General features: G+C 71.7%; 19 protein-coding genes and 1 riboswitch. Of the genes, 13 read left to right on the top strand and 6 right to left on the bottom strand.

What is annotated here, in order from left to right:
* The first annotated feature begins 98 nt into the window (after positions 1-98).
* Together cbiE and cobM are read left to right on the top strand one after the other, a co-directional pair.
* Positions 99-1,364, top strand: a complete 1,266-nt coding sequence (gene cbiE, locus BLU79_RS33040; RefSeq protein ID WP_093909660.1) for a precorrin-6y C5,15-methyltransferase (decarboxylating) subunit CbiE — start codon at positions 99-101, stop codon at positions 1,362-1,364.
* Positions 1,361-2,110 (top strand): precorrin-4 C(11)-methyltransferase, encoded by a 750-nt coding sequence (gene cobM, locus BLU79_RS33035; protein ID WP_093909659.1) that lies wholly within the window; start codon positions 1,361-1,363, stop codon positions 2,108-2,110. The genes cbiE and cobM overlap by 4 nt, the downstream gene beginning before the upstream one ends.
* 22 nt (positions 2,111-2,132) lie before the next feature.
* Here the strand turns inward: cobM and BLU79_RS33030 are convergent, their stop codons facing one another.
* Complete coding sequence (locus BLU79_RS33030) at positions 2,133-3,251, bottom strand: cobalt-precorrin-5B (C(1))-methyltransferase (protein ID WP_093909658.1); 1,119 nt, start codon at positions 3,249-3,251, stop codon at positions 2,133-2,135.
* Between the two features lie 18 nt (positions 3,252-3,269).
* Between BLU79_RS33030 and BLU79_RS33025 the strand changes: the two genes are divergently transcribed.
* Together BLU79_RS33025 and BLU79_RS33020 are read left to right on the top strand one after the other, a co-directional pair.
* Complete coding sequence (locus BLU79_RS33025) at positions 3,270-4,025, top strand: cobalt-precorrin-6A reductase (RefSeq protein ID WP_093909657.1); 756 nt, start codon at positions 3,270-3,272, stop codon at positions 4,023-4,025.
* Positions 4,026-4,135: 110 nt separating this feature from the next.
* Positions 4,136-5,263 (top strand): Nickel transporter NicT, encoded by a 1,128-nt coding sequence (locus BLU79_RS33020; protein WP_256333543.1) that lies wholly within the window; start codon positions 4,136-4,138, stop codon positions 5,261-5,263.
* A 14-nt stretch (positions 5,264-5,277) separates the two neighbouring features.
* Here the strand turns inward: BLU79_RS33020 and BLU79_RS33015 are convergent, their stop codons facing one another.
* From BLU79_RS33015 to cobG, 3 genes are read right to left on the bottom strand one after another with little or no spacing between them, the layout of a single operon-like run.
* Positions 5,278-6,768 (bottom strand): precorrin-2 C(20)-methyltransferase, encoded by a 1,491-nt coding sequence (locus tag BLU79_RS33015; protein ID WP_093909655.1) that lies wholly within the window; start codon positions 6,766-6,768, stop codon positions 5,278-5,280.
* Positions 6,765-7,436 (bottom strand): precorrin-8X methylmutase, encoded by a 672-nt coding sequence (locus tag BLU79_RS33010; protein ID WP_177001279.1) that lies wholly within the window; start codon positions 7,434-7,436, stop codon positions 6,765-6,767. Before BLU79_RS33010 ends, BLU79_RS33015 begins: the two co-directional genes overlap by 4 nt.
* Positions 7,437-7,441: 5 nt before the next feature.
* Positions 7,442-8,716, bottom strand: coding sequence for a precorrin-3B synthase (gene cobG, locus BLU79_RS33005; protein ID WP_177001280.1), 1,275 nt, complete (start codon positions 8,714-8,716; stop codon positions 7,442-7,444).
* Positions 8,717-8,792: 76 nt separating this feature from the next.
* Positions 8,793-8,905: riboswitch (cobalamin riboswitch) on the top strand.
* A 47-nt stretch (positions 8,906-8,952) separates the two neighbouring features.
* Between cobG and cobN the strand changes: the two genes are divergently transcribed.
* Both cobN and BLU79_RS32995 read left to right on the top strand, forming a co-directional pair.
* On the top strand, positions 8,953-12,546 hold the full coding sequence (gene cobN / locus BLU79_RS33000) for a cobaltochelatase subunit CobN (RefSeq protein WP_093909653.1): 3,594 nt from the start codon (positions 8,953-8,955) through the stop codon (positions 12,544-12,546).
* A gap of 190 nt (positions 12,547-12,736) precedes the next feature.
* Positions 12,737-13,378, top strand: a complete 642-nt coding sequence (locus BLU79_RS32995; protein ID WP_093909652.1) for a superoxide dismutase — start codon at positions 12,737-12,739, stop codon at positions 13,376-13,378.
* A 127-nt stretch (positions 13,379-13,505) separates the two neighbouring features.
* On the opposite strand, the gene BLU79_RS32990 is transcribed toward BLU79_RS32995, so the two are convergent.
* Positions 13,506-14,483, bottom strand: coding sequence for a 2-hydroxyacid dehydrogenase (locus BLU79_RS32990; protein ID WP_093909651.1), 978 nt, complete (start codon positions 14,481-14,483; stop codon positions 13,506-13,508).
* A 102-nt stretch (positions 14,484-14,585) separates the two neighbouring features.
* On the bottom strand, positions 14,586-15,530 hold the full coding sequence (gene nac, locus BLU79_RS32985) for a nitrogen assimilation transcriptional regulator NAC (protein ID WP_093909650.1): 945 nt from the start codon (positions 15,528-15,530) through the stop codon (positions 14,586-14,588).
* Between the two features lie 256 nt (positions 15,531-15,786).
* Between nac and BLU79_RS32980 the strand changes: the two genes are divergently transcribed.
* The 7 genes from BLU79_RS32980 (at position 15,787) to BLU79_RS32950 (ending at position 23,073) form a co-directional block, all read left to right on the top strand.
* Positions 15,787-16,569 carry a LamB/YcsF family protein gene (locus tag BLU79_RS32980; protein WP_093909649.1) on the top strand — a complete coding sequence of 261 codons (783 nt, stop codon included), beginning with the start codon at positions 15,787-15,789 and terminating at the stop codon, positions 16,567-16,569.
* Between the two features lies 1 nt (position 16,570).
* A complete protein-coding gene (locus BLU79_RS32975) occupies positions 16,571-17,320 on the top strand; it encodes a 5-oxoprolinase subunit B family protein (RefSeq protein ID WP_256333541.1) in 750 nt (249 codons plus the stop codon).
* Positions 17,313-18,305: a 5-oxoprolinase subunit C family protein gene (locus tag BLU79_RS32970; RefSeq protein ID WP_093909647.1), complete on the top strand. Its 993-nt coding sequence runs from the start codon at positions 17,313-17,315 to the stop codon at positions 18,303-18,305. Before BLU79_RS32975 ends, BLU79_RS32970 begins: the two co-directional genes overlap by 8 nt.
* A gap of 689 nt (positions 18,306-18,994) precedes the next feature.
* On the top strand, positions 18,995-20,305 hold the full coding sequence (locus BLU79_RS32965) for an MFS transporter (RefSeq protein WP_093909646.1): 1,311 nt from the start codon (positions 18,995-18,997) through the stop codon (positions 20,303-20,305).
* A 96-nt stretch (positions 20,306-20,401) separates the two neighbouring features.
* Positions 20,402-21,145, top strand: a complete 744-nt coding sequence (locus BLU79_RS32960; RefSeq protein ID WP_093909645.1) for an SDR family oxidoreductase — start codon at positions 20,402-20,404, stop codon at positions 21,143-21,145.
* A 4-nt stretch (positions 21,146-21,149) separates the two neighbouring features.
* A complete protein-coding gene (locus BLU79_RS32955) occupies positions 21,150-22,364 on the top strand; it encodes an aspartate transaminase (protein ID WP_093909644.1) in 1,215 nt (404 codons plus the stop codon).
* Between the two features lie 31 nt (positions 22,365-22,395).
* Entirely contained in the window at positions 22,396-23,073 is a 678-nt protein-coding gene (locus BLU79_RS32950; RefSeq protein ID WP_093909643.1) for a 4-carboxy-4-hydroxy-2-oxoadipate aldolase/oxaloacetate decarboxylase, read from the top strand.
* Positions 23,074-23,080: the final 7 nt, after the last annotated feature.

The following is a 23,080-nucleotide window of genomic DNA, read 5'->3' as shown; positions in this document are numbered from 1 at the left end:
GATGTGTACCCGAGCAAGAGTGCGCTGGTCGTCGCCCAGTAGAGTGCGCCCCTGTCGCCCCTCCCGAGCGTTGCCCCCGAAACCCGAGGTACCTGGCAGTGACCCCCGCACGTCCCGCACCGACCACCACCGCCGTGACCGTCGTCGGGATCGGGGCCGACGGCTGGGCGGGCCTGCCCGACACCTCTCGTGCCGCGCTCCGCGAGGCCGAGGTCCTCATCGGCGGCCCGCGGCAGCTGGATCTCCTGCCCCCGCAGTGCGCCGGAGAGCGGATCGCCTGGCCCTCACCGCTGCGCCCCGCGGTCCCCGCCCTGCTCGCGACCCACGCCGGCCGCCGGATCGCCGTGCCGGCCAGCGGGGACCCGATGTTCTACGGCATCGGACGCGCCCTCGCCGAGGAAACGAACGCCCTGCGCGTCCTGCCCCACCCCTCCTCCGTCTCCTACGCCGCCGCCCGCCTCGGCTGGCCGCTGGAGGACGTCGAGGTCGTCACCCTCGTCGGCCGCCCCGCCGCCCGCCTCGCCGCCGCCCTGCACGACGGCCGACGGCTCCTCGTCCTCAGCGCGGACGCCGGCACGCCCGGCGAGGTCGCCGCGCTGCTGCGGGACCGCGGCTTCGGGCCGAGCGGGATGCGGGTGCTGGAACAACTCGGCGGCGCGAAGGAACGTACGACCGCCGAGACCACCGCCGACGACTGGCCGGACCCGCAGCCGGCCGGCGACCCCCTCAACATCGTCGCCGTCGAGTGCCGACGCGCCCCCGGCGCCCTTCGCCTCGGCGCCGTGCCCGGCCTCCCCGACGAGGCGTACGAGAACGACGGGCAGCTCACCAAGCGGCACATCCGCGCAGCCACGCTCGGCGCGCTCGCGCCCACCCCCGGCGAACTGCTCTGGGACATCGGCGGCGGATCGGGCTCGATCGCCATCGAGTGGATGCGCACCCACCCGTCGTGCCGCGCGGTCACCGTCGAGCGCGACCCGGTGCGCGCCGAACGCATCACCCGAAACGCCGACCGGCTCGGCGTGCCCGGACTGCGGGTCGTCACCGGTGCCGCGCCCGCCGTCCTGGCCGAACTCCCGCAGCCCGACGCCGTGTTCATCGGCGGCGGACTCACCGCGCCCGGCCTCCTCGACGCCTGCTGGGAGGCGCTGCCGGTCGGTGGACGGCTCGTGGCCAATACCGTGACGCTGGAGTCCGAGGCGCTGCTCGCGCACGCCTACCGGCGCCACGGCGGCGAGCTGGTGCGGCTCGCCGTCGCGCACGCCGTGCCCGTGGGCGGATTCACCGGGTGGCGGCAGGCGATGCCGGTCACCCAGTGGGCCGTACAGAAAACCCTCGACACCCCTTCGGGAGCAGACAGATGACCGTGTACTTCATCGGTGCCGGCCCCGGTGCCGCCGACCTGATCACGGTGCGCGGCGCCCGCAGGCTCGCCGCCTGCCAGGTCTGCCTGTACGCGGGCAGCCTGGTCCCGCGCGAGCTGCTGGCCGAGTGTCCGCCGGACGCCCGCCTGGTGGACACCGCGAACCTCAACCTGGACGAGATCACCGCCGAGTTGGTGCGCGCCCACGAGGAGGGGCACGACGTGGCGCGGCTGCACTCCGGGGACCCGTCCGTGTTCAGCGCGGTCGCCGAGCAGATGCGCAGGCTGGACGCGGCCGGGGTGCCGTACGAGGTGGTCCCGGGTGTCCCGGCCTTCGCTGCCGCGGCGGCTTCCCTGAAGCGGGAGCTGACCGTGCCGACCGTCGGCCAGACCGTCATCCTCACCCGGATCGCCCAGCAGGCCACCGCCATGCCCGAGGGCGAGGACCTGGCCACGCTCGGGCGGAGCGGTGCGCTGATCGTGCTGCACCTGGCCGCCAGGTACGTGGACCGCGTGGTCGACGAACTCCTCCCGCACTACGGCGCCGACTGCCCCGCCGCGGTCGTCGCCTACGCCTCCCGCCCGGACGAGCTGATCATCCGCGGCACCCTCGACGAGATCGCCGGGAAGACCAAGGAGGCCGGTGTGCTGCGCACGGCCGTGATCATGGTGGGGCGGACGCTCGGGGCGGAGCAGTTCCGGGACAGCCACCTGTACTCGACGGAGCGCGAGCGGCACGTCTGCTGACGGAGACTCGGGACATGGACCGTCAGGCCACCGTGCTGCGCCCCACCACCGTCCCCGCCCGGTCGATGCAGATGACGTCCACCGCGACCGGCGCCCCGCGCAGCACCCCCAGCGCCTCGTCGCGGGCGGTGATGGCGACCAGGTCGCCGAGCGGTACCCCGGCGGCCATGCACAGCTGGAGCGCGGCGAGCCCGGTGTTGGCCTCGGTCACCTCGGCGGCCAGCGCCTCGCTCGCGCCGCCGCGCCGGGCGAGGTCGGCGAGGAAGCCCTTGTCGACCTGGGAGCGGGCGGAGTGCAGGTCGAGGTGGCCGGCGGCGAGCTTGGAGAGCTTGGCGAAGCCGCCGCAGATCGTCAGGCGGTCGACGGGGTGGCGGCGGATGTACTTCAGCACGGCGCCGGCGAAGTCACCCATGTCGAGCAGGGCGTCCTCGGGCAGGCCGTACTCGGCGACGACCGTCTTCTCCGACGTCGACCCCGTGCACCCGGCGACATGCGTACGCCCCGCGGCCCGCGCCACGTCCACGCCCCGTCGGATGGAGTCGATCCACGCCGAGCAGGAGTACGGCACCACGATCCCGGTCGTGCCGAGGATGGACAGGCCGCCCAGGATGCCGAGCCGGGGGTTCCAGGTGGAGCGGGCGATCTCCTCGCCGTGGTCGACGGAGACGGTGATCTCGATGTCGCCGGTGCCGCCGTGCCGGGCGGCGACCTCGGCGACGTGGTCGCGCATCATCCGGCGGGGGACGGGATTCACGGCCGGTTCGCCGACGGGCAGGGGCAGGCCGGGGCGGGTGATGGTGCCGACCCCGGGCCCCGCCTTGAAGACCACCCCGGCCCCGGCGGGCAGCCGCCGTACCGTGGCCCGGATCAGCGCGCCGTGCGTGACGTCCGGATCGTCGCCCGCGTCCTTCACCACGCCCGCCATCGCGGACCCGTCGCCCAGCTCCTCGGCCGCCAGCGCGAACGACGGTGTCTGCCCCTTCGGCAGCGTGATCGTCACCGGGTCGGGGAACTCGCCGGTCAGCAGCGCCGTGTACGCGGCCGTCGTGGCCGCCGTCGCACAGGCGCCGGTGGTCCACCCGTGCCGCAGGCCGGTGTGCTCCAGCTGGGCCCTGCGGCCACCCTTCACTTCGCTGTTCATGAACGGACCTGGACTTCCATGCGCGTACTGATTCTTGGCGGGACCACGGAAGCCCGCCGCCTCGCCGAACTGCTCCACCGGACCCCGGGCCTGACCCTGACCAGCTCCCTCGCCGGGCGCGTGGCCAGCCCCCGACTGCCCCCGGGCGAGGTCCGGATCGGCGGCTTCGGCGGTGTGGAGGGGCTGACCGCGTGGCTCGGCGAGCACCGGGTGGACGCGCTCATCGACGCCACCCATCCTTTCGCCGGGACGATCAGTTTCCACGCGGCGCTGGCCGCCGCCACCGCCCATGTTCCCCTGCTCGCGCTCCGGCGCCCCGGCTGGGTCCCGGTAGCCGGTGACGACTGGCGCGAGGTCGGCTCCCTGGAGGAGGCCGCGACGCTGCTGCCCACCCTGGGCCACCGCGTTTTCCTCACCACCGGACGCATGGGCCTGGCAGCCTTCGCCGCCCTGGACGACCTGTGGTTCCTCGTCCGTTCCGTCGACGCGCCCGAGGCCCCGCACCCGCCCCGCATGGAGGTGCTGCTCGACCGCGGCCCCTTCACCCTCGACGGCGAGCGCGAACTGCTGCGCCGCCACCGCGTCGACGTCGTCGTGACGAAGGACAGCGGGGGAGACGCCACGGCACCGAAGCTCACGGCCGCACGGGAGGCCGGTCTGCCGGTGGTCGTGGTCCGCCGGCCGCCGGTTCCCGAAGGGGTGCCGGTGGTGGGGGAGCCGGAAGAAGCGGTCCGGTGGATCAGGGACCGGCGCACTTTCCCGGCTGCTGGCTGAAACCTGACGTGGGCTTTGCCGCTACGACCTTGTACCTGCAATGAGTGCGCAGAAGTCTTGAGGGCGCGACTGAGAACAGCCGATCGCCGACAAGTAAGGCCCACGTCTCCATGACCACCGCTCCTCCTTCCGCCCGCGCCTCGATGACCCGCAAGGAGTGGACGAGCCTCGGCGGGATGGCCGCGTTCATCCTCGCGCTGCACGTCATCGGCTGGTTCACACTGGTGGTGCTCGTCGCCCCGGAGCACTACAGCCTGGGGGAGAAGACCTTCGGGATCGGCATCGGTGTCACGGCCTACACCCTCGGTATGCGGCACGCGTTCGACGCCGACCACATCGCCGCGATCGACAACACCACCCGGAAGCTGATGAGCGAAGGACAGCGCCCGCTGTCGGTCGGCTTCTGGTTCTCCCTGGGGCACTCGACCATCGTCTTCGCCCTCGCCTTCCTGCTCTCCCTCGGCGTCAAGGCGCTGTCCGGGCCGGTCCAGAACGACGACTCCACGCTCCACAGCGTCACCGGCTGGATCGGTACGACGGTCTCGGGGACCTTCCTCTATGTCATCGCGATCATCAACATCGTGATCATGGCGGGCATCTGGAAGGTCTTCCGCCAGATGCGCACCGGCCACTTCGACGAGGCCGCCCTGGAGGAGCAGCTCAACAACCGGGGCTTCATGAACCGCCTCCTGGGCCGGCTGATGAAGTCGATCACCAAGCCCTGGCAGATGTACCCCCTGGGCATGCTCTTCGGCCTCGGCTTCGACACGGCGACCGAGGTCTCCCTGCTCGTCCTCGCCGGTTCGGGCGCCGCCTCCGGCCTGCCCTGGTACGCGATCCTCTGCCTGCCGATCCTGTTCGCGGCCGGCATGTCCCTGCTCGACACGATCGATGGCTCGTTCATGAACTTCGCCTACGGCTGGGCGTTCTCCAAGCCGGTCCGCAAGGTCTACTACAACCTCACCATCACCGGCCTGTCCGTCGCCGTCGCCCTCATCATCGGCACGGTCGAGATCCTCGGCCTGATCGCCGAACAGGCGGACCTGCACGGCCCGTTCTGGGACTGGGTGTCCGGTCTCGACCTCAACATCATCGGCTACGTCATCGTCGGGCTGTTCTTCGCCACCTGGGCCGTGGCCCTGGTGGTGTGGAAGGTGGCCCGCATCGAGGAGAAGTGGACGGCGGGCCTGGCGCAGGCCACCCCGGCTGCGGCTGCGGCCTCGGCCGAGGAGAGCTGACCCGCGCCGCCGCCTCACGCCTCCGGATACCGGCGAGGGGTCCAGACGATCTCCTCGCCGTCCCCGCGCCGCACGGCCTGCGTCTGCGAGGACCCGACCAGCAGGATCGTGCGCATGTCGACCTGGGCCGGATCCAGGTCGGCCAGCCGTACGATCCGCACGCGCTCCCCGGAGCCGCCCACGTCCCGCGCGACCACGACCGGCGTGTCCGGCGACCGGTGCTCCAGCAGCAGCTCCCGGGCCTTGCCCACCTGCCAGGTGCGGCTGCGGGAACCGGGGTTGTAGAGGGCCAGCACCAGGTCCGCCGAGGCGGCCGCGCGCAGCCGTTCGGCGATGACCTCCCACGGCTTGAGCCGGTCGGAGAGCGAGAGGGTGGCGTAGTCGTGCCCGAGCGGGGCGCCCGCGCGGGCCGCCGCCGCGTTGGCCGCGGTCACGCCGGGCAGCACCCGCACTGGGATGTCCGCGTACTCCTTCTGCGAGGCGACCTCCAGGACGGCCGTCGCCATCGCGAAGACGCCCGGGTCACCGCCGGAGACGACCGCGACCCGCCGCCCCCGCCGGGCCAGATCGAGCGCGAACTCGGCCCGCTCCGACTCGACCCGGTTGTCCGAGCCGTGCCGCTCCTGCCCGGGACGCGACGGCACCCGGTCCAGGTAGGTGGTGTAGCCGACGAGGTCGTCGGCGGCGGCGAGCGCACCCCGCGTCTCGGGCGTCAGCCACAACGGACCGGCGGGCCCGGTGCCGACCACGACGACCTCGCCCCGCTCCCGGGCCTCGGGCCGCTCGGCGTCGACCTGGCTGGGCAGCACGGCCACCGAGAAGTACGGCACCGACTCCGGGTCCACGTCCGCCAGTTCGCCGACCCGCTCCCCGGCCATGGTGGCCCGCTCGACGTACCGCGCCTCGCCCAGCCGCCCCGAACTCTCGAACGCGCCGCGCACCTTGGTGAAGGTCCGCCCCAGCTTCATCACCACGGCCACGTCCGTCGCGGCGAGCCGTGCGGTCAGCTCCTCCTCGGGCAGCGTGCCCGGCAGGATGGTCAGCACCTCCTCGCCCTCGACGAGCGGGGTGCCCAGGCGGGCCGCGGCGGCGGACACGGAGGTGACACCGGGGATGACCTCGGTGTCGTAGCGGTCGGCGAGCCGCTTGTGCATGTGCATGTACGAGCCGTAGAAGAGCGGATCGCCCTCCGCGAGGACCGCGACCGTGCGCCCGGCGTCGAGGTGCTCGGCGAGCCGGGCCGACGCCTCGGCGTAGAACTCCTCGATGGCGCCCTTGTAGCCGCCGGGGTGGTCGGTGGTCTCCGTGGTGACCGGATAGACCAGCCGCTCCTCGATGTGGTCGGCGCGGATGTGCCGCGCCGCGATCGAGCGGGCGATGGACCGGCCGTGCCGGGCGCTGTGGTACGCGATGACGTCCGCCTCGGCGATGACCTCGACGGCCCGTACGGTCATCAGGGACGGGTCACCGGGGCCGAGCCCGACCCCGTACAGCTTGCCGCTCACTCTTCCTCACTCGCGATCGCGTTGAGCGCGGCGGCGGCGAGGGCACTGCCCCCGCGCCGGCCGCGCACGACCAGGTGTTCCAGGCCGGACGGATGGGCGGCCAGGGCGTCCTTGGACTCGGCGGCACCGATGAAGCCGACCGGCACACCGATGACGGCGGCGGGTCGCGGAGCCCCCTCCTCGATCATCTCCAGCAGCCGGAACAGGGCGGTGGGCGCGTTGCCGACGGCCACGACCGAGCCTTCCAGCCGGTCCCGCCACAGTTCCAGGGCGGCGGCGCTGCGGGTGGTGCCGAGCTGTGCCGCCAGCTCCGGGACGGACGGGTCGGAGAGGGTGCACAGCACGTCGTTGTCGGCGGGGAGTCGCTTGCGGGTCACACCGCTGGCCACCATCTGGACGTCGGTGAAGATCGGCGCGCCGGCCCGCAGTGCCTCGCGGGCGCGAGCCACCACGGCCGGCGTGTAGTCCAGGTCCCGCACCAGGTCGACCATCCCGCAGGCATGGATCATCCGGACCGCGACCTGGCTGACGTCGGCGGGCAGGGACGCGAGGTCCGCCTCCGCCCGGATGGTGGCGAAGGACTGGCGGTAGATGGCCGCGCCGTCCTTCTCGTAGTCGTACGTGGTCACGGTGTTCTTCTCACTGCTCTCGGTGTCGATACGGCTCATGCGGCTCATGCGGTGATCGCCACCAGGGCGTCGGCGAGTCGGAAGGGATGATCCATGGTGGTGGTTCGGGGTTCCTGGCCGGATACGGCGGTGGAGAGCAGGTAGCCGCCTCCGGGGGCGGCGACCACGTCGATCCGGTCGCCCCGAGGGCGCCCGCAACGGCGTTCGCACCCCGACCAGTACAGGGGGAGACCGCCCGGGCCGACCGCCTCGCGGGTCTCGGTCGCGTCGGCCTGTACGTCGGCCCGTGACTTGGCGCATCCGGGCCGGCCGATGCAGGCACCGATGCGCGGCCACAAGGAGCCGGGATCGGTGACGAGGCCGGCGGTGGCGAGACGGGCAAGAGCCTCGACGGCCTGCGCGCGTGGTGTGGGAAGAACCACACCGCTCCACGGCGTGAGGCGCATCTCATCGGCGGCGGTGCCGATCAACTCCCGCCACTGACGGCCGGTGAGGCGACCGAGGGGGACATGCACGGACAGACCGGTGCCGACGGCTCCGGGAGGCGGGCCGTCCGTACGGCCGGGGTTGCGGGCGCACCGCTCGTGACCGATGCCCTCGTCCGCGAGGCGGCGCGCGACCAGATCGACGAACTCGCCCTCGGGGAGCGCGAGTTCGTCCACGCGCCACACGCCCTGTGCCCTGTCCAGGAACGTCTCCGCGGCCACCAGCGCGGCCCGCGGCGCCTCCTCGGCAGCGATCCGCAGCGCGTCGTCGCCCGACCCGAGGCCGAGTTCCGCGCCACCGTCCGCCGTCGCCCGTACGGTCACGTCGGCACCGAGCCCGGCCACGTCCCCGCGCCCGTCGTCCAGCGCGAACAGGAAGCGTCCCGACAGTGCCTGCGCCGCCTCGCTCGCGCACAGCGCCGCGTCGAGGGCCGTCAGCCAGGGCCGTACGTCGAGCAGGCTCTGCCCGTCGAGGCCGGACAGGGGTGAGGCGACGATGTTCCGGACCCGTTCGTGCCCTCGGGACGGCAGCAGTCCGGTGGCGTCCAGCAGTTCGGCCAGCTCGCCGCCGCAGCCGTCGCCCAGCCCTCGCAGCTGCACGTTGCCGCGCGAGGTCAGATGCAACTCGCCGTCGCCCAGCCGCTCCGCCACATCGACGAGCGTCTCCGCCTGCGGCACGGTCAACACGCCGCCGGGAACCCGGATACGGGCCAGCGCGCCGTCGTCCGCCGCGTGCAGCCGCAGAGTCCCCGGGCAGGCGTCACCGCGGTCCCGTGTGGCCGCTATGGCCTGGGACGATGAACGAAGGTCAGCCGTGGACATGGCGGCGAGCATACCTACCATCACACCCGGTGTATCCTCCGGCCTTTTCCCGATTCCGGGACCCTTACGATGTCCTCGGCGGATCACCCGGTCCGCCATCGCCACGACGGCGACAGGGGAGGAAGCCCGGTGCGAATCCGGCGCGGTCCCGCCACTGTGAATCCGGCCACCGAGGGCCGGATGAGTCAGGAACTCCCGCCGTCCGACACCACCCGGGGCGCGGACACCCCGAGGAAGGCCGACGCCGCATGATCCTGCTCCTGTCGACGTCCGACACCGACCTGCTCAGCGCCCGAGCGGCTGCCGGCCCGGTGCCCTACCGCTTCGCCAACCCGTCCCGCCTCGCCCTCGACGACCTCCCCGCCCTCCTCGACGGCGTCGACCTGGTCGTCGTACGCCTCCTCGGCGGGCTGCGCGCCTGGGAGGACGGCCTCGACCTGCTCCTCGCCGACGGCCGCCCGGTCGTCGTCCTCACCGGTGAACAGGCCCCGGACGCCCAGCTGATGGCCGCCTCCACCGTCCCCGTCGGTATCGCCGCCGAGGCCCACGCCTACCTCGCGCACGGCGGACCGGCCAACCTGGAGCAGCTCGCCCGCTTCCTCTCCGACACGGTCCTGCTGACCGGCCACGGCTTCGAGGCGCCCGCGGCGGCACCCACCTGGGGTCCGCTGGAGCGCACGGCCCGCGAGGACGTCCAGGGCCCGACCGTCGCCGTGCTCTACTACCGGGCCCACCACATGAGCGGCAACACCGCCTTCGTCGGCGCCCTGTGCGACGCGATCGAGGACGCGGGCGCCCGACCGCTGCCCTTGTACGTTGCCTCCCTGCGCGCCCCCGAGCCCGAGCTGATCGAGGAGCTCCGCGCGGCCGACGCCATCGTCACCACCGTCCTCGCCGCGGGCGGCACCAAGCCCGCCGAGGCGTCGGCCGGCGGCGACGACGAGTCCTGGGACGCGGGCGCGCTCACCGGGTTGGACGTCCCGATCCTCCAGGCCCTGTGCCTCACCGGCTCGCGCTCGGCCTGGGAGGAGAACGACGAGGGCGTCTCCCCGCTGGATGCCGCCAGCCAGATCGCCGTACCCGAGTTCGACGGCCGCCTCATCACCGTCCCCTTCTCCTTCAAGGAGATCGACGAGGACGGCCTCCCGGCGTACGTCGCCGACCCGGAGCGCGCGGCCCGCGTCGCCGGAATCGCCGTACGCCACGCCCGACTTCGCCACATCCCCGCGGGTGACAAGCGCCTCGCGCTGGTGCTGTCCGCCTACCCGACCAAGCACTCCCGCATCGGCAACGCGGTGGGCCTGGACACCCCGGCCAGTGCGGTGGCCCTGCTGCGGCGCCTGCGCGACGAGGGCTACGACTTCGGCACGGACGCCGAGGTGCCGGGCCTCGCCTCCGGCGACGGCGACGAGCTGATCCGCGCCCTCATCGAGGCCGGCGGCCACGACCAGGACTGGCTCACCGAGGAGCAGCTCGCCCGCAACCCGGTCCGCATCCCCGCGGCCGACTACCGTCGCTGGTACGCCACCCTCCCCGAGGAACTGCGCGCGGCCGTCGAGCAGCACTGGGGCCCGGCGCCCGGCGAGATGTTCGTCGACCGCAGCCGCAACCCGGAGGGCGACATCGTCCTCGCGGCCCTGCGCTTCGGCAATCTGCTGATCATCATCCAGCCCCCGCGCGGCTTCGGCGAGAACCCGATCGCGATCTACCACGACCCGGACCTCCCGCCCTCCCACCACTACCTCGCTGCCTACCGCTGGATCGCGGCCCGCGCCGAGGACGGCGGCTTCGGCGCCGACGCGATGATCCACCTCGGCAAGCACGGCAACCTGGAGTGGCTGCCCGGCAAGAACGCCGGCCTGTCCGCCGCCTGCGGCCCGGACGCGGCCCTCGGCGACCTGCCGCTGGTCTACCCGTTCCTGGTCAACGACCCGGGCGAGGGCACCCAGGCCAAGCGCCGCGTGCACGCCACCCTCGTCGACCACCTCGTGCCGCCGATGGCCCGCGCCGACTCGTACGGCGACATCGCGCGCCTGGAGCAACTCCTCGACGAGTACGCCCAGATCTCCTCCATGGACCCGGCGAAGCTCCCGGCGATCCGCGCCCAGATCTGGACCCTCATCCAGGCCGCCAGGCTCGACCACGACCTCGGCCTGAACGACCGCCCGGAGGACGACGGCTTCGACGACTTCCTCCTCCACGTCGACGGCTGGCTCTGCGAGGTCAAGGACGCCCAGATCCGCGACGGTCTGCACGTCCTCGGCAACCCGCCCACCGGCGCCGACCACGTCAACCTCGTCCTCGCCATCCTCCGCGCCCGCCAGATCTGGGGCGGCGCCACCGCCCTGCCCGGTCTGCGCGAGGCCCTCGGCCTCGACGAGTCCGCCGCGACCCGTACGACGGCCGACGCGGCGGAGGAGAAGGCCCGCGCGCTGGTCCAGGCGATGGAGGACGCGGGCTGGGACCCGGCCGCCGTCCCCACCGAGCACGGCGAACAGGTCGCCGCCATCCTGGAGTTCGCGGCCCGCGAGGTCGTCCCGCGTCTGGCCGCGACCACGGACGAACTCGACCACACGGTCCACGCACTGGCGGGCGGCTTCGTCCCGGCGGGCCCCTCCGGCTCCCCGCTGCGCGGCCTGGTCAACGTCCTGCCGACCGGCCGCAACTTCTACTCGGTCGACCCGAAGGCCGTCCCCTCCCGCCTGGCCTGGGAGACCGGCCAGGCCCTCGCGGACTCACTGGTGGAGCGCTACCGCACCGACAACGGCGAATGGCCGACGTCCGTCGGGCTGTCGCTCTGGGGCACGAGCGCCATGCGCACGGCGGGCGACGACGTGGCGGAGGCTCTCGCCCTGCTCGGCATCCGTCCGGTCTGGGACGACGCCTCCCGTCGCGTGACCGGCCTGGAGCCCATCCCGGCCGACGAGTTGGGCCGCCCCCGCATCGACGTCACCCTGCGCATCTCGGGCTTCTTCCGGGACGCCTTCCCGCACACGATCGGCCTGCTCGACGACGCCGTACGCCTGGCCGCGTCGCTGGACGAACCGGCCGAGGCCAACCACGTACGCGCCCACGTCCAGGCCGACCTGGCGGCCCACGGCGACGAACGCCGCGCCACCACCCGTATCTTCGGCTCCCGCCCCGGCACCTACGGCGCCGGCCTGCTCCAGCTCATCGACTCCCGCGACTGGCGCACCGACGCCGACCTCGCCGAGGTCTACACGGTGTGGGGCGGCTACGCCTACGGCCGCGAACTCGACGGCCGCCCGGCCCGCGACGAGATGGAGACGGCGTACAAGCGCATCGCGGTCGCCGCCAAGAACACGGACACCCGCGAGCACGACATCGCCGACTCCGACGACTACTTCCAGTACCACGGCGGCATGGTGGCCACCGTCCGAGCCCTGCGCGGCACGGCCCCCGAGGCGTACATCGGCGACTCGACCCGTCCCGAGACGGTCCGCACCCGCACCCTCGTCGAGGAGACGTCCAGGGTCTTCCGCGCGCGCGTGGTCAACCCCAAGTGGATCGAGGCGATGCGCCGCCACGGCTACAAGGGCGCCTTCGAACTCGCCGCCACGGTGGATTACTTGTTCGGCTACGACGCCACGACCGGCGTGGTCGCCGACTGGATGTACGACAAGCTCACCGAGGCCTACGTCCTCGACCCGGCCAACCGTGAGTTCCTCCAGCAGGCCAACCCCTGGGCCCTGCACGGCATCGCCGAGCGGCTGCTGGAGGCGGAGTCGCGCGGGATGTGGGAGAAGCCGGACCCCGCGGTGCTGGAGGCGCTGCGCCAGGTGTACCTGGAGACCGAGGGGGACCTGGAGGGCGAGGGCTGACGGCCCTTCCGAGAGTCAGGTGCGGGGCGGCGTCCGTTGAGGACGTCGCCCCGCACCTTTTTCCGCACCCTTGCCTCCGCGACACGACCGAGGTCCTAGGTCCAAGGCCTGATCGAGAGCGCGTCCCTCTTGCTGTTAGCGTATGCATGTAGTTGCATATCACTCGCAATAACGTCGGAGGACGTTGGACATGGCGGTTTACACGCTCCCGGAGCTTCCGTACGACTACTCGGCGCTCGCGCCCGTGATCAGCCCCGAGATCATCGAGTTGCACCACGACAAGCACCACGCGGCGTACGTGAAAGGTGCGAACGACACGCTGGAGCAGCTCGCCGAGGCGCGGGACAAGGAGACGTGGGGCTCGATCAACGGCCTGGAGAAGAACCTGGCCTTCCATCTCTCCGGCCATATCCTGCACTCGATCTACTGGCAGAACATGACCGGCGACGGCGGCGGCGAGCCCCTGGAGAAGGACGGCGTGGGCGAGCTCGCGGACGCCATCGCCGAGTCCTTCGGCTCTTTCGCGGGCTTCAAGGCGCAGCTGACCAAGGCGTCGGCCACCACCCAGGGTTCGGGTTGGGGTGTGCTGGCGTACGAGCCGCTGAGCGGCCGGCTGATCGTCGAGCAGGTCTACGACCACCAGGGCAACGTCGGCCAGGGCTCGACCCCGATCCTGGTCTTCGACGCCTGGGAGCACGCCTTCTACCTCCAGTACAAGAACCAGAAGGTCGACTTCATCGACGCCATGTGGGCCGTCGTCAACTGGCAGGACGTGGCCAGGCGCTACGCCGCCGCCAAGGAGCGCGGCGACAGCCTGCTCCTCGCGCCGTGACGGCGTAGCACTCAGATGTCCTGCTCGTGATCGTCTTCTCAACCTTCACCGGCAGGCAGCAGGACGAAGGGCTCCCGCAAGGACGTGACTTGTGGGGGCCCTTCTGCGTGCGCCCTGCGCCGGTCTCTCATCGTTCGCCGCCGGGAATCGGCGTGCGGGCCGGGCGGTCGGCGAGGACGTCGAGGATGTTGTCGACGGCCAGATCGACCATGGCGGCCCGGGTGGACTCGGTCGCCGATCCGATGTGCGGCAGCGTGACGATGTGCGGCTGCGCCACCAGTGGGGACAGCTCCCCGCCCATGGGTTCGCGCTCGTAGACGTCGAGCCCGGCGGAGTGCAGGCGCCTCTCCCGCACGGCCTTCAGCAGTGCCTCCTCGTCCACGACACCGCCGCGCGCGGTGCTGACGAGCGTGGCCGTGGGCTTCATCGCGTCCAGTTCGCGGGCCGATATGAGGTGCCGGGTGTCGTCGGTGAGCGGCACGTGCAGCGAGACGATGTCGGATTCGGCCAGCAGCCCGGCCAGGCTCACCGGGGTCGACAGGGTGTCGCCGGAGGTGTGGGAGGCGTACGGGTCGTGGTGGAGTACGCGCATACCGAAGCCCTGGGCCCGGCGGGCCACCGCGCGGCCGATCTGGCCGTAGCCGATCAGGCCGAGGGTGGCTCCGTGGACGTCCAGGCCGAGGTAGTCGTGCATCCGGAACACGTCCCAGGCGCCCGCCCCGAGGCTCGCCGAAGCGGAGGCGAGCCGTCGGCGGGCGGCGAGGATCAGGGCGAAGGTGAGGTCGGCGGTGGTCTCCGCCAGCACCCCCGGGGTGTGGGTGACGGCGATGCCGCGCTCCGCCGCCGCGGCCCGGTCGACGTTGTCGAAGCCCATGCTGGCCAGCGCGACGACCCGCAGGGAAGGGCCGGCGGCGTCCATGAGGGCGCCGTCGACCGGGTCGTTGCCCAGCGCCAGGACGCCGCTCACGCCGGCCGCGAGCGCGGCGAGGTCCGCACGGCCGGGCTTGTCGGTCCCTGACCAGGCCACCACGTCCGCCGCCGCGGAGAGGCGGTCCAGACCGTGGCCGGGCAGGTTGTCACGGGTCGCGAGCACACGCTTCTTCACTCAGGTCTCCAGTGCAGCGAATTCCGCAGCCGATTCAGCAGCTGATTTCGCAGAAAACTAGCCGTGACACGCACCGGAAACAAATAGGGCTTTCGTGTGACGCTATTGCGGATCCTTATCCCTGCCCGGCGGCTGCTCGTCGGGCGGCCCGTCATAAGTGGTGATGAGTTCCAGGAACAGATCATGCACCGCCAGGGCGGGCTCGGAGAGGGGCTGATTGTCCGAGGTCACCAATGACAGCTTGACCTGGATCACGGGATTCACGATGCGGCGCACGGGCAGGGAGCCGACGTCGAGGATCGCGCGGGCGGCCGACCACGGCAGGACGGTGGCACCGAGGCCGGCCTCCACGGCGTGCACCAGGGTCAGCGCCGACTCGACCTCGCCCACCACGTTCGGCTGGAGCGACGCCTGCTGGAAGGCGGCGTCCACCACCTGCCGGATCGTGTGGATACGGCTGGGCAGCAGCAGCGGCACGCCCTTGAGGTCCTCCAGGCTCACCTCGCCCCCGCCCGCCGGGGCCGCCGCGCCGGGAGCGCCGATCAGGAACAGGTCCTCCGTGCGCAGCGGCTCGAACTGCACGCCCCGCAGCGGGCCGGCGCCGTAGATGAACGCCATGTCCATGCGGCCGGTCATGATCGCCTCGCTGATCACGCCGCCGAAGTTCTCGTTGATGTGCAGCAGGATCTCCGGGTAGCGCTCCCGCACGCTCTTGAGCAGCGGCAACGCGAGGGCGGCGCCCAGGCTGTACGGCGCGAGCCCCACCGACACACTGCCGGCCGGAGCCCGTCCGGAGACCTCGACGGCCGCGTGCGCGAGGTCCACCTGGCGCAGGACGAGATGGGCGTGCCGGTACAGCGCGCGGCCCGCCTCGGTCGGGGCGACCCCGCGCTTGCTGCGGATCAGCAGCTGCTGACCGAACTGTGCCTCCAGCGCGGACAGCTGCTGGCTGAGCGCGGGCTGCGCGATGTGCAGGATGTCGGCCGCGCGCGTGATGCTCCCCGCATCGACGATCTTGATGAAGGAGTACAGCCGCCTGGTGTCCATGCAGGGCCTTCCCATGAGCGGAGCCTCATCGTAGGGCCCGGGCTGTGAGCCTCGTCATAGCCGTTCGTGATAACGCCAAACCGAACGCGTATTGGCGGCCGGGCGAGCAGGGGATTAAGTTGTGCGGAACCAGCACGCCGGAACACCCGCCCGGAAAAGCAGAAGAGAAACAGCTTCCGGGAATTCCGAGCCCTCCGCTCCCTCTTCCTCGCCTTCATTTCTTCATCTTCTTCGTTTCCTTCTCCCGGAGGACGTCATGCCTCATACGGTTGATCTCGTCGCCGATCTCGGTGAGGGATTCGGCGCCTACACGATGGGCGACGACGAAGCCCTCCTGGAGTTGCTGACATCGGCCAATGTCGCCTGCGGTTTCCACGCCGGTGACCCGCGCATCATGGACGCCACGGTGCGGCGCTGCGTCGAGCGGCAGGTGGCCGTGGGCGCCCATCCCAGCTTTCCCGACCTGGTCGGCTTCGGCCGCCGCGCGATGGACCTCACGCCGGAGGAGGTCCGCACGGACGTGCTGTACCAGGTCGGCGCACTCCAGGCGTTCGCCGTGGCGCACGGCACCCGGGTGCGTCATGTCGCCCCGCACGGGCGCCTGGGCAACCTGGTCGCCGTACGCGCCGACTACGCCCAGGCCGTGGTGGAGGCCGTCGCCTCGCTGGACGAGTCGCTGATCGTCCTCGCGCAGGACGGCGAACTCGCCGACGCCGCCCGCGCTCGCGGACTGCGCGTGGGCATCGTCGGCATCGCCGACCGCGCCTACCGCGAGGACGGGAGCCTCGTGCCGCGCTCCGAGCCGGGCGCGGTGATCCACGACCCTGACGAGATCGCCCGGCGGACGCTGCGGATGGTCACCGAGGGCGTCATCCGCAGCGTCGACGGCAAGGACGTCCCGGTCACCTGTGACACCGTCCTGCTGCACGGGGACACCCCCGGGGCGATCGCACTCGCCGGCACCGTCCGTGAACAACTCCTCGCCGCCGACGTGAAGATCACCTCTCTTGAGGACGTGCTGAGCGGCAGGGGCGTATGAGATGCCGAGGACCCATGAGACGCGCAGGGCGCCCGAGATGACGGGCAACGTCACGATCACGGACTGCGGTGACTCCGCGCTGATCGCCAAGGCCGTGGGTATGGAGGCCGAGGAGGCCTGGCGGCTGGTGCACGCCCTGGCCGACGCGCTGGACGCCGTCCAGCTCACCGGTGTCCACGGCGTCGTGGCCACGTACGACGCCCTCCTCGTGGAGTTCGACTGCGCCGGCACCGACCACGACACCGTCAGGCGCGTCCTGTGGCACGAAGCCGCCCGTATCCGCCCGGGCTCCACGCGGCAGGCTCCCTCCCGGCGCTTCGTCGTCCCCGTCGTCTACGGCGGCGAGTACGGGCCCGACCTCCCCGAGGTCGCCGCACAACTCGGCCTGGACGAGAGCGAGGTCATCGCCCTGCACTCCGGAGCGGATCTCACCGTGCGCTGCCTGGGCGCGCCCGCCGGGGCACCCATGATGGACGGGCCCGCCTTCCCCCGGCCGGTACCGCGCCTCGCATCGCCCCGCACCCGCGTCGACCCCGGTTCGGTCGCCGTGGCCGGCCGGCAGGCGGTGATCTGCCCGATGCCCTCACCCGGCGGCTGGCCCCTCCTCGGCCGCACCCCGGTGCGCGTCCTCGACCTGCACAGCGACCCGCTCACCGCCTACCAGCCCGGCGACACCTTCCGTTTCGTACCCATCACGCCCGAGCAGTGGGACGACTACCCCGACACCCCGCTGGCGGCCTGTCATGGCTGACACCCTGACGATCCGCACCGCGGGCATCACCACCGTGCAGGACCTCGGCCGCGTCGGCCGCGCCCGCTACGGGCTGCCCGCCAACGGAGCCGCCGACCAGCACTCGCCACGCGTCGCCAACGTCCTGTGTGGCAACGACGAACGCGCCCCGCTGCTGGAGATCACGGCCCTCGACTTCGCCTGTATCCCGTCCGGCGACATCCTCGTCGCCGTGACCGGGGCACCCGCCGACGTGACCGTCGAGGGAGTGATCCGCCCGCAGTGGGAACCGGTGTCGGTACGCGCGGGGGAGACCATCCGCGTCACCGGCATCCGCCAAGGCCTGCGTGTCTATCTCGCGGTGCTCGGCTCGTTCGAGGCCGAGTACCTCCAGGGCAGTTGCGCCCCGGACACGATCCTGGGCTTCGGGCCGACCCTGCGCGACGGCGACCAACTCGCCCTGCGCACCGGCTGTCCGCCCATCGACCACCCCTACTCCCGGATCCCACTGTTCCGCCTGCACGCCCCCGCGCCCCGGTTCCCCACCGCCACCGCATGGACCATCGACGTCACCGACGGCCCCGACCGGGCCGAGTTCGGAGACACGGCCGCCCGCCTCTTCGGCGGCCCCTTCACCGTCAGCCCGCAGAGCAACCACATCGGACTGCGCCTGCGCGGCGACGTCCCCCGCCGGGTCTCCCAGGGCGAGGTGCTCTCCCGAGGCGTGCCGATCGGCGCCGTCGAAATCCCCGCCGGGGACGAACTCCTCGTACTGCACCGCGGCCGCGGCGTCACGGCCGGCTACCCCGTCCTCGCCGTGGTCACCGCCACCGCCCTGTCCACACTCGGCCAGGTCCGCCCGGGCCACACCATCCGCTTCCGGCACCGCACAGTCGACCAGGCGGTCAACGCGTACCGCGCAGAGCGCAACGCCATCGACTTACTGAGAACCCGAGTGCGTACGACGTTCGAGGCCCTCGACATCCCCGTACCTGACGCCGGCTGACCCCAGCCGTCCCCCTACCCCGAACCGGCTCCACGAGCTCGCACGGAACCACCCCGCCCATGCCGGCCCGGAACCGTCAGCCCACCCCGCACGGAACCCACCCCGCCACGCCGACCCGGACCCGGCTTCGCCAACCCTTCCCGCACGGAATCTCCCGCCTCACCGACCCGGAGCCAGCTCCGCCAACCCGCCCCGCGCTGAACCCACCCCGTTCCGCACGGAAATCACCCCGTCCCTGCCCGCCCCGCGCGGACCCCGCGCCACTCTGCCCCCGGTACGGCACCCGCTCCACCAGCTCGCCCCGCACGGAATCTATCCGCCCCCACCCACACGGAACCGGCTCCGCCAGCGCACCCCGCGCGGAACCCACCCCGCCCCTCCGGCACGGACACCGCTCCACCCAGCCCGCCGCGCGTGGAACACGCGTCGCCAGCTCGCCCCGCTGAAATTCATCCAGCCGCCCTCGTCCCGCACGGACCTCGTCCCGCCCCCACCCACACGGACCCGGCTCCGCCAACCCGCCCCGCACGGAACCCATCCCGCCCCGCCGCCCGCAGGGCACCCGCTCCACCCAGCCCACCCCGCACGAAACCCACCCCCCACCCGCCCACCCGGCATCCGGCCCACCCACCCCACCCGCACGGAGCCGAACGCCCTTCATCCCACGCCCGCTCCAGACAGGAGACGCCATGAGCACCATGGCCGCTCAGTCAGTTCCCCACACCGTCGACCCGAGAACAGCCCGTAAGGTCACCCTCGCCGGTTGCGTCGGCATCTTCGCCGAGCTCTACGACAACGGCATCTTCGGCTTCATGGCCGGCACGCTCGCCGCGGTCTTCTTCCCCGGCTCGGACAACGCCATCCAGCTCGTCTTCCTCGGCTACGCCGTCTCCTTCTTCTTCCGCCCCCTCGGCGGCGTGATCTGCGGCCACCTCGGCGACCGCATCGGCCGCCAGCGGATGCTGGTCTTCGTCATCCTGCTGATCAGCGTCGCCACCGCCGCCATCGGCCTCCTGCCCACCTACGTCAGCATCGGCGTCGCCGCACCCGCCCTGCTGATCCTGCTGCGCGTCGCCCAGGGCTTCTCCGTCGGTGGCGAGGCGTCCGGCGCGATGAGCTTCCTCGCCGAGCACGCCCCGGAGGGCAAGCGCGGTCTGTACACCAGCTACGCCCAGATCGCGTCGTTCCTCTCCCTGCTCACCGGCACCCTGATAGCCGCCGCCATGACCAGCGGACTCGGCGCCGAGCGCATGGAGTCCTGGGGCTGGCGCATCCCGTTCCTGCTCGCCGTCCCGCTCGGCATCACCGGCATCTACATCCGCAAGCGGATCAGCGACACCCCCAACTTCACGCGCCTGCAAGAAGAGGGCGGTCTGTCCAAGAACCCCCTCAAGGAGGCCTTCACCTCGCCCGAGCACCGCCGCGCCATGCTCCTGGCCCTGTTCATCCCCCTGATGAACGGCTCCGGTTACTACGTCCTGTTCAGCTACATGCCCACCTTCATGAGCAACGAGCTGAACTTCGGCAAGGTCGAGGGCCTCCTCGTCACCGCGTCCAGTCTCATCGCGATCTGTATCGCCATCCCCTACATGGGGAGGCTGTCCGACCGGATCGGCCGCAAGAAGGTCATCGCAGGCGCCGCGATCGCCATGGCCGTGGTCGGCATCCCCTGTTACCTCCTGATCGGCACCGGCAACGTAGCCCTCGCGGTCCTCGGCGCCTGTCTCATGGCGGTCGTGTTCGCCGGACACACCGGCGTCATCCACATCCTGCTCGTCGAGCTCTTCCCGACCCGCGTCCGCTACTCCGCCTACGGCCTCGGCTACAACGTCTCCGCCGCCCTGTTCGGCGGCACGGCCCCGCTGCTGATGACGTACCTGATCGACCGCACCGGCAACGTCAACATGCCGGCGTTCTACGCCGTCCTCACCGCCCTCGGCACGCTCATCGCGGTCAGCCGAGTGAAGGACCGCGCACACCTCCCGCTGCGCGACGCCTGACAGCTAAGTACCGCCACGTACCGCCACGTACTACCACGTACACCCGCACGGCAACCAACCCCCCACCCCCACCCGCACCCTGAGGAGCACCCCACCATGCCCATCTCCGACTACAGGACGGCCCTCGTCACCGGGGCGTCGACCGGCATCGGAGCCGTGGTCGTCGAACGACTCGCCAAGCAGGGCCTGGAGGTCCACGCCCTGGCCCGCAACGCCGAACGGCTCGACGCCCTAGCCCGCACCACCGGCTGTGTCCCGCACGCCGTCGACATCACCGACACCGACGCCCTCACCGCCGTACTGGACGGTCTGGAGATCGACGTCCTCGTCAACAACGCGGGCGTCTCACGCACCGGCAACATCCTCACCGCCGACGAGTTCGCCGTCGACGAGCAGATCGCCGTCAACATCCAGGCGGTCCTGCACCTGGTCCGGCTGCTCATGCCCGGCATGGTCGAGCGCGACCTCGGCCACATCGTCAATATCAGCTCCATCGCCGGCGTCTACAACTTCGGCGGGAACACGATCTACCACGCCACGAAGGCCGCGGTGCACACCCTCTCCCGCCAGCTGCGCGTCGACGGCTACGGCCGCCGGATCCGGGTCACCGAGATCTGCCCCGGCCGGGTGGAGACGGAGATCTTCGGCCGGCTGCTCGGCGACATGGAAGAGGCTCAGCGGCAGTTCTACGACGGCTACGAGTCCCTCAAGCCCGAGGACATCGCCGACGCCATCGCGTTCGCCGTCGACTCGCCCCGGCACGTCAACATCGGCCACATCGAGATCCTGCCCACCTTCCAGGTCCCCGGCGGCCTGAACTTCGAGCGCAGGGAGGGATGAGCGCATGAGTACGGCAGCGCGTGTACGCCGTATCAACCCCTCGCCCAGCACCGCCGCGGCGCAGCGCGTGCGCGAACTCAAGAGCCAGGGGCACACGATCCTCGACCTGACCGTGGGCGAGCCCGACTTCGACACCCCGGAGCATGTCAAGGCCGCCGCGATCGAGGCGATCCGGGCCGGGGAGACCAAGTACACCCCCGTGAACGGCACACCCCGACTGCGCGCCGCGATCGCGGAGAAGGTCCGCCAACGCCACGGGCTGACCGTCACCGACCCCCGGATCACGGTCGGCGGCGGGGCCAAGCAGGTCATCTTCCTCGCGCTGACGGCCACCCTGGACGAGGGCGACGAGGTCGTGGTCCCGGCGCCGTACTGGGTGTCGTATCCCGACATGGTCCTCGCTAACGACGGCACCCCCGTCATCGTCGACTGCCCCGAGGCGGACGGCTTCAAGCTGACCCCGCCACGCCTGCGCGCGGCGCTCACCGAACGGACGCGCTGGGTCGTGCTCAACACCCCCGGCAACCCGACCGGAGCCGCCTACACGCCCGCCGAACTGCGCGCACTCGCCGAGGTGCTGCTGGAACACCCGCAGGTGCGCGTCCTCACCGACGAGATCTACGACGAGATCTGGTACGGCGACGAGGACGCCCCGTCGCTCGCGGCCGTCGAACCCCGCCTGGCCGACCGGGTGTTCCTCACCAACGGCGTGTCCAAGACGTACGCCATGACCGGATGGCGCATCGGCTACGGGGTGGGCCCGGCGGACCTGGTGACCGCGATCAACACCCTGCAGTCCCAGATCTCCTCCTGCCCGTCCTCCGTCAGTCAGGCCGCGGCGGCCGTGGCGCTCACCGGACCGCAGGACTTCGTGGGGGAGACCGTACGGGTCTACCGCGGGCGCCGCGACGCCACCGTGCGGCTCGTCAACGACGTCCCCGAGCTGAGCTGCACCACTCCCGACGGAGGCTTCTACCTCCTGGTCAACTGCCGAGCCGCGCTGGGCCGGTTCACCCCGACCGGAGTCCGGATCGACAGCGACGAGGACTTCGCCCGCCACCTCCTGGACTCCCAGCAGGTGGCGGTGATCCACGGATCCGCCTACGGCGCGCCCGGCTACTTCCGCATCTCGTTCGCCACGTCGACGGACGTCCTGACGGAGGCATGCGCCCGCATCGCCAAGGCCTGCGCCGCCCTGACCGGGGCTCCCTCTGCCTGATCTCTGCCTGATCTCTGTCTGAAAGGTCGTCATGATCCGTGTCAGCACGAAGTTCGAGCGGCCGGACGCCGCCGTGGTCGAGGCGCTCAGCGCCTTCTCCTCGGCCACCATCCATGAGGCACAGGGCCGTCTGGGTGCCCTGGAGTCGACCATCAAGCCGGTCGACCACCGCATGTCCCTGTGCGGCCCCGCGTTCACCGTCCAGTGCGCGCCGCGCGACAACCTGATGCTCCAGACCGCCATCGCCTACGCCCGCCCGGGCGACGTCGTCGTCGTCTCCGCCGGCGCCTATGAGGAGGCGGGCTCCTTCGGAGACGTCCTCGCCAACGCTTGCCAGTCCAAGGGCCTCGGCGGCCTGATCACCGACACCGGGGTCCGGGACACCGAGGACCTGCGCGCCCTGGGCTTCCCGGTCTTCTCACGCAGCGTCTCCATCAAGGGCACGGTCAAGGAGACCGTCGGCCCGATGTGCGAACCGGTCACCGTCGGCGGGGTGCTCGTCCGGCCGGGCGACGTGATGCGGGCCGACGCGGACGGTGTGGTCGTCGTGCGCCGGGAGGACGCGGCGGACGTGGTCACCGCGTCGCAGGAGAGGGTCGACGCCGAGACGGGCTACATCGCCGCCTACCGGGCGGGCAAAACCGTCATCGAGATGTGCAACCTCGCGCCGCTGCTGGCGTCGAAGGGGCTGGTGATCGAGGACGACTGACGCCTAC

The organism is Streptomyces sp. cf386, from assembly GCF_900103585.1.
GTDB lineage: Bacteria > Actinomycetota > Actinomycetes > Streptomycetales > Streptomycetaceae > Streptomyces.
Note: the sequence above shows the minus strand (reverse complement) of the source record. Positions and strands in the feature narration are given on the sequence as shown.

What these genes read in the sequence shown, in the direction of transcription:
- BLU79_RS32960 (WP_093909645.1), top strand. Translation starts at nt 20,402, where the DNA reads ATGCCCATCTCCGACTACAGGACGGCCCTCGTCACCGGGGCGTCGACC.
- BLU79_RS32975 (WP_256333541.1), top strand. Translation starts at nt 16,571, where the DNA reads ATGCCGAGGACCCATGAGACGCGCAGGGCGCCCGAGATGACGGGCAAC.
- BLU79_RS32995 (WP_093909652.1), top strand. Translation starts at nt 12,737, where the DNA reads ATGGCGGTTTACACGCTCCCGGAGCTTCCGTACGACTACTCGGCGCTC.
- cobG (WP_177001280.1), bottom strand. Translation starts at nt 8,716, where the DNA reads ATGCTCGCCGCCATGTCCACGGCTGACCTTCGTTCATCGTCCCAGGCC.
- BLU79_RS32950 (WP_093909643.1), top strand. Translation starts at nt 22,396, where the DNA reads ATGATCCGTGTCAGCACGAAGTTCGAGCGGCCGGACGCCGCCGTGGTC.
- BLU79_RS32980 (WP_093909649.1), top strand. Translation starts at nt 15,787, where the DNA reads ATGCCTCATACGGTTGATCTCGTCGCCGATCTCGGTGAGGGATTCGGC.
- BLU79_RS32965 (WP_093909646.1), top strand. Translation starts at nt 18,995, where the DNA reads ATGAGCACCATGGCCGCTCAGTCAGTTCCCCACACCGTCGACCCGAGA.
- cobN (WP_093909653.1), top strand. Translation starts at nt 8,953, where the DNA reads ATGATCCTGCTCCTGTCGACGTCCGACACCGACCTGCTCAGCGCCCGA.
- cobM (WP_093909659.1), top strand. Translation starts at nt 1,361, where the DNA reads ATGACCGTGTACTTCATCGGTGCCGGCCCCGGTGCCGCCGACCTGATC.
- BLU79_RS33025 (WP_093909657.1), top strand. Translation starts at nt 3,270, where the DNA reads ATGCGCGTACTGATTCTTGGCGGGACCACGGAAGCCCGCCGCCTCGCC.
- BLU79_RS33010 (WP_177001279.1), bottom strand. Translation starts at nt 7,436, where the DNA reads ATGAGCCGTATCGACACCGAGAGCAGTGAGAAGAACACCGTGACCACG.
- BLU79_RS32955 (WP_093909644.1), top strand. Translation starts at nt 21,150, where the DNA reads ATGAGTACGGCAGCGCGTGTACGCCGTATCAACCCCTCGCCCAGCACC.
- nac (WP_093909650.1), bottom strand. Translation starts at nt 15,530, where the DNA reads ATGGACACCAGGCGGCTGTACTCCTTCATCAAGATCGTCGATGCGGGG.
- BLU79_RS32970 (WP_093909647.1), top strand. Translation starts at nt 17,313, where the DNA reads ATGGCTGACACCCTGACGATCCGCACCGCGGGCATCACCACCGTGCAG.
- BLU79_RS33030 (WP_093909658.1), bottom strand. Translation starts at nt 3,251, where the DNA reads ATGAACAGCGAAGTGAAGGGTGGCCGCAGGGCCCAGCTGGAGCACACC.
- BLU79_RS33020 (WP_256333543.1), top strand. Translation starts at nt 4,136, where the DNA reads ATGACCACCGCTCCTCCTTCCGCCCGCGCCTCGATGACCCGCAAGGAG.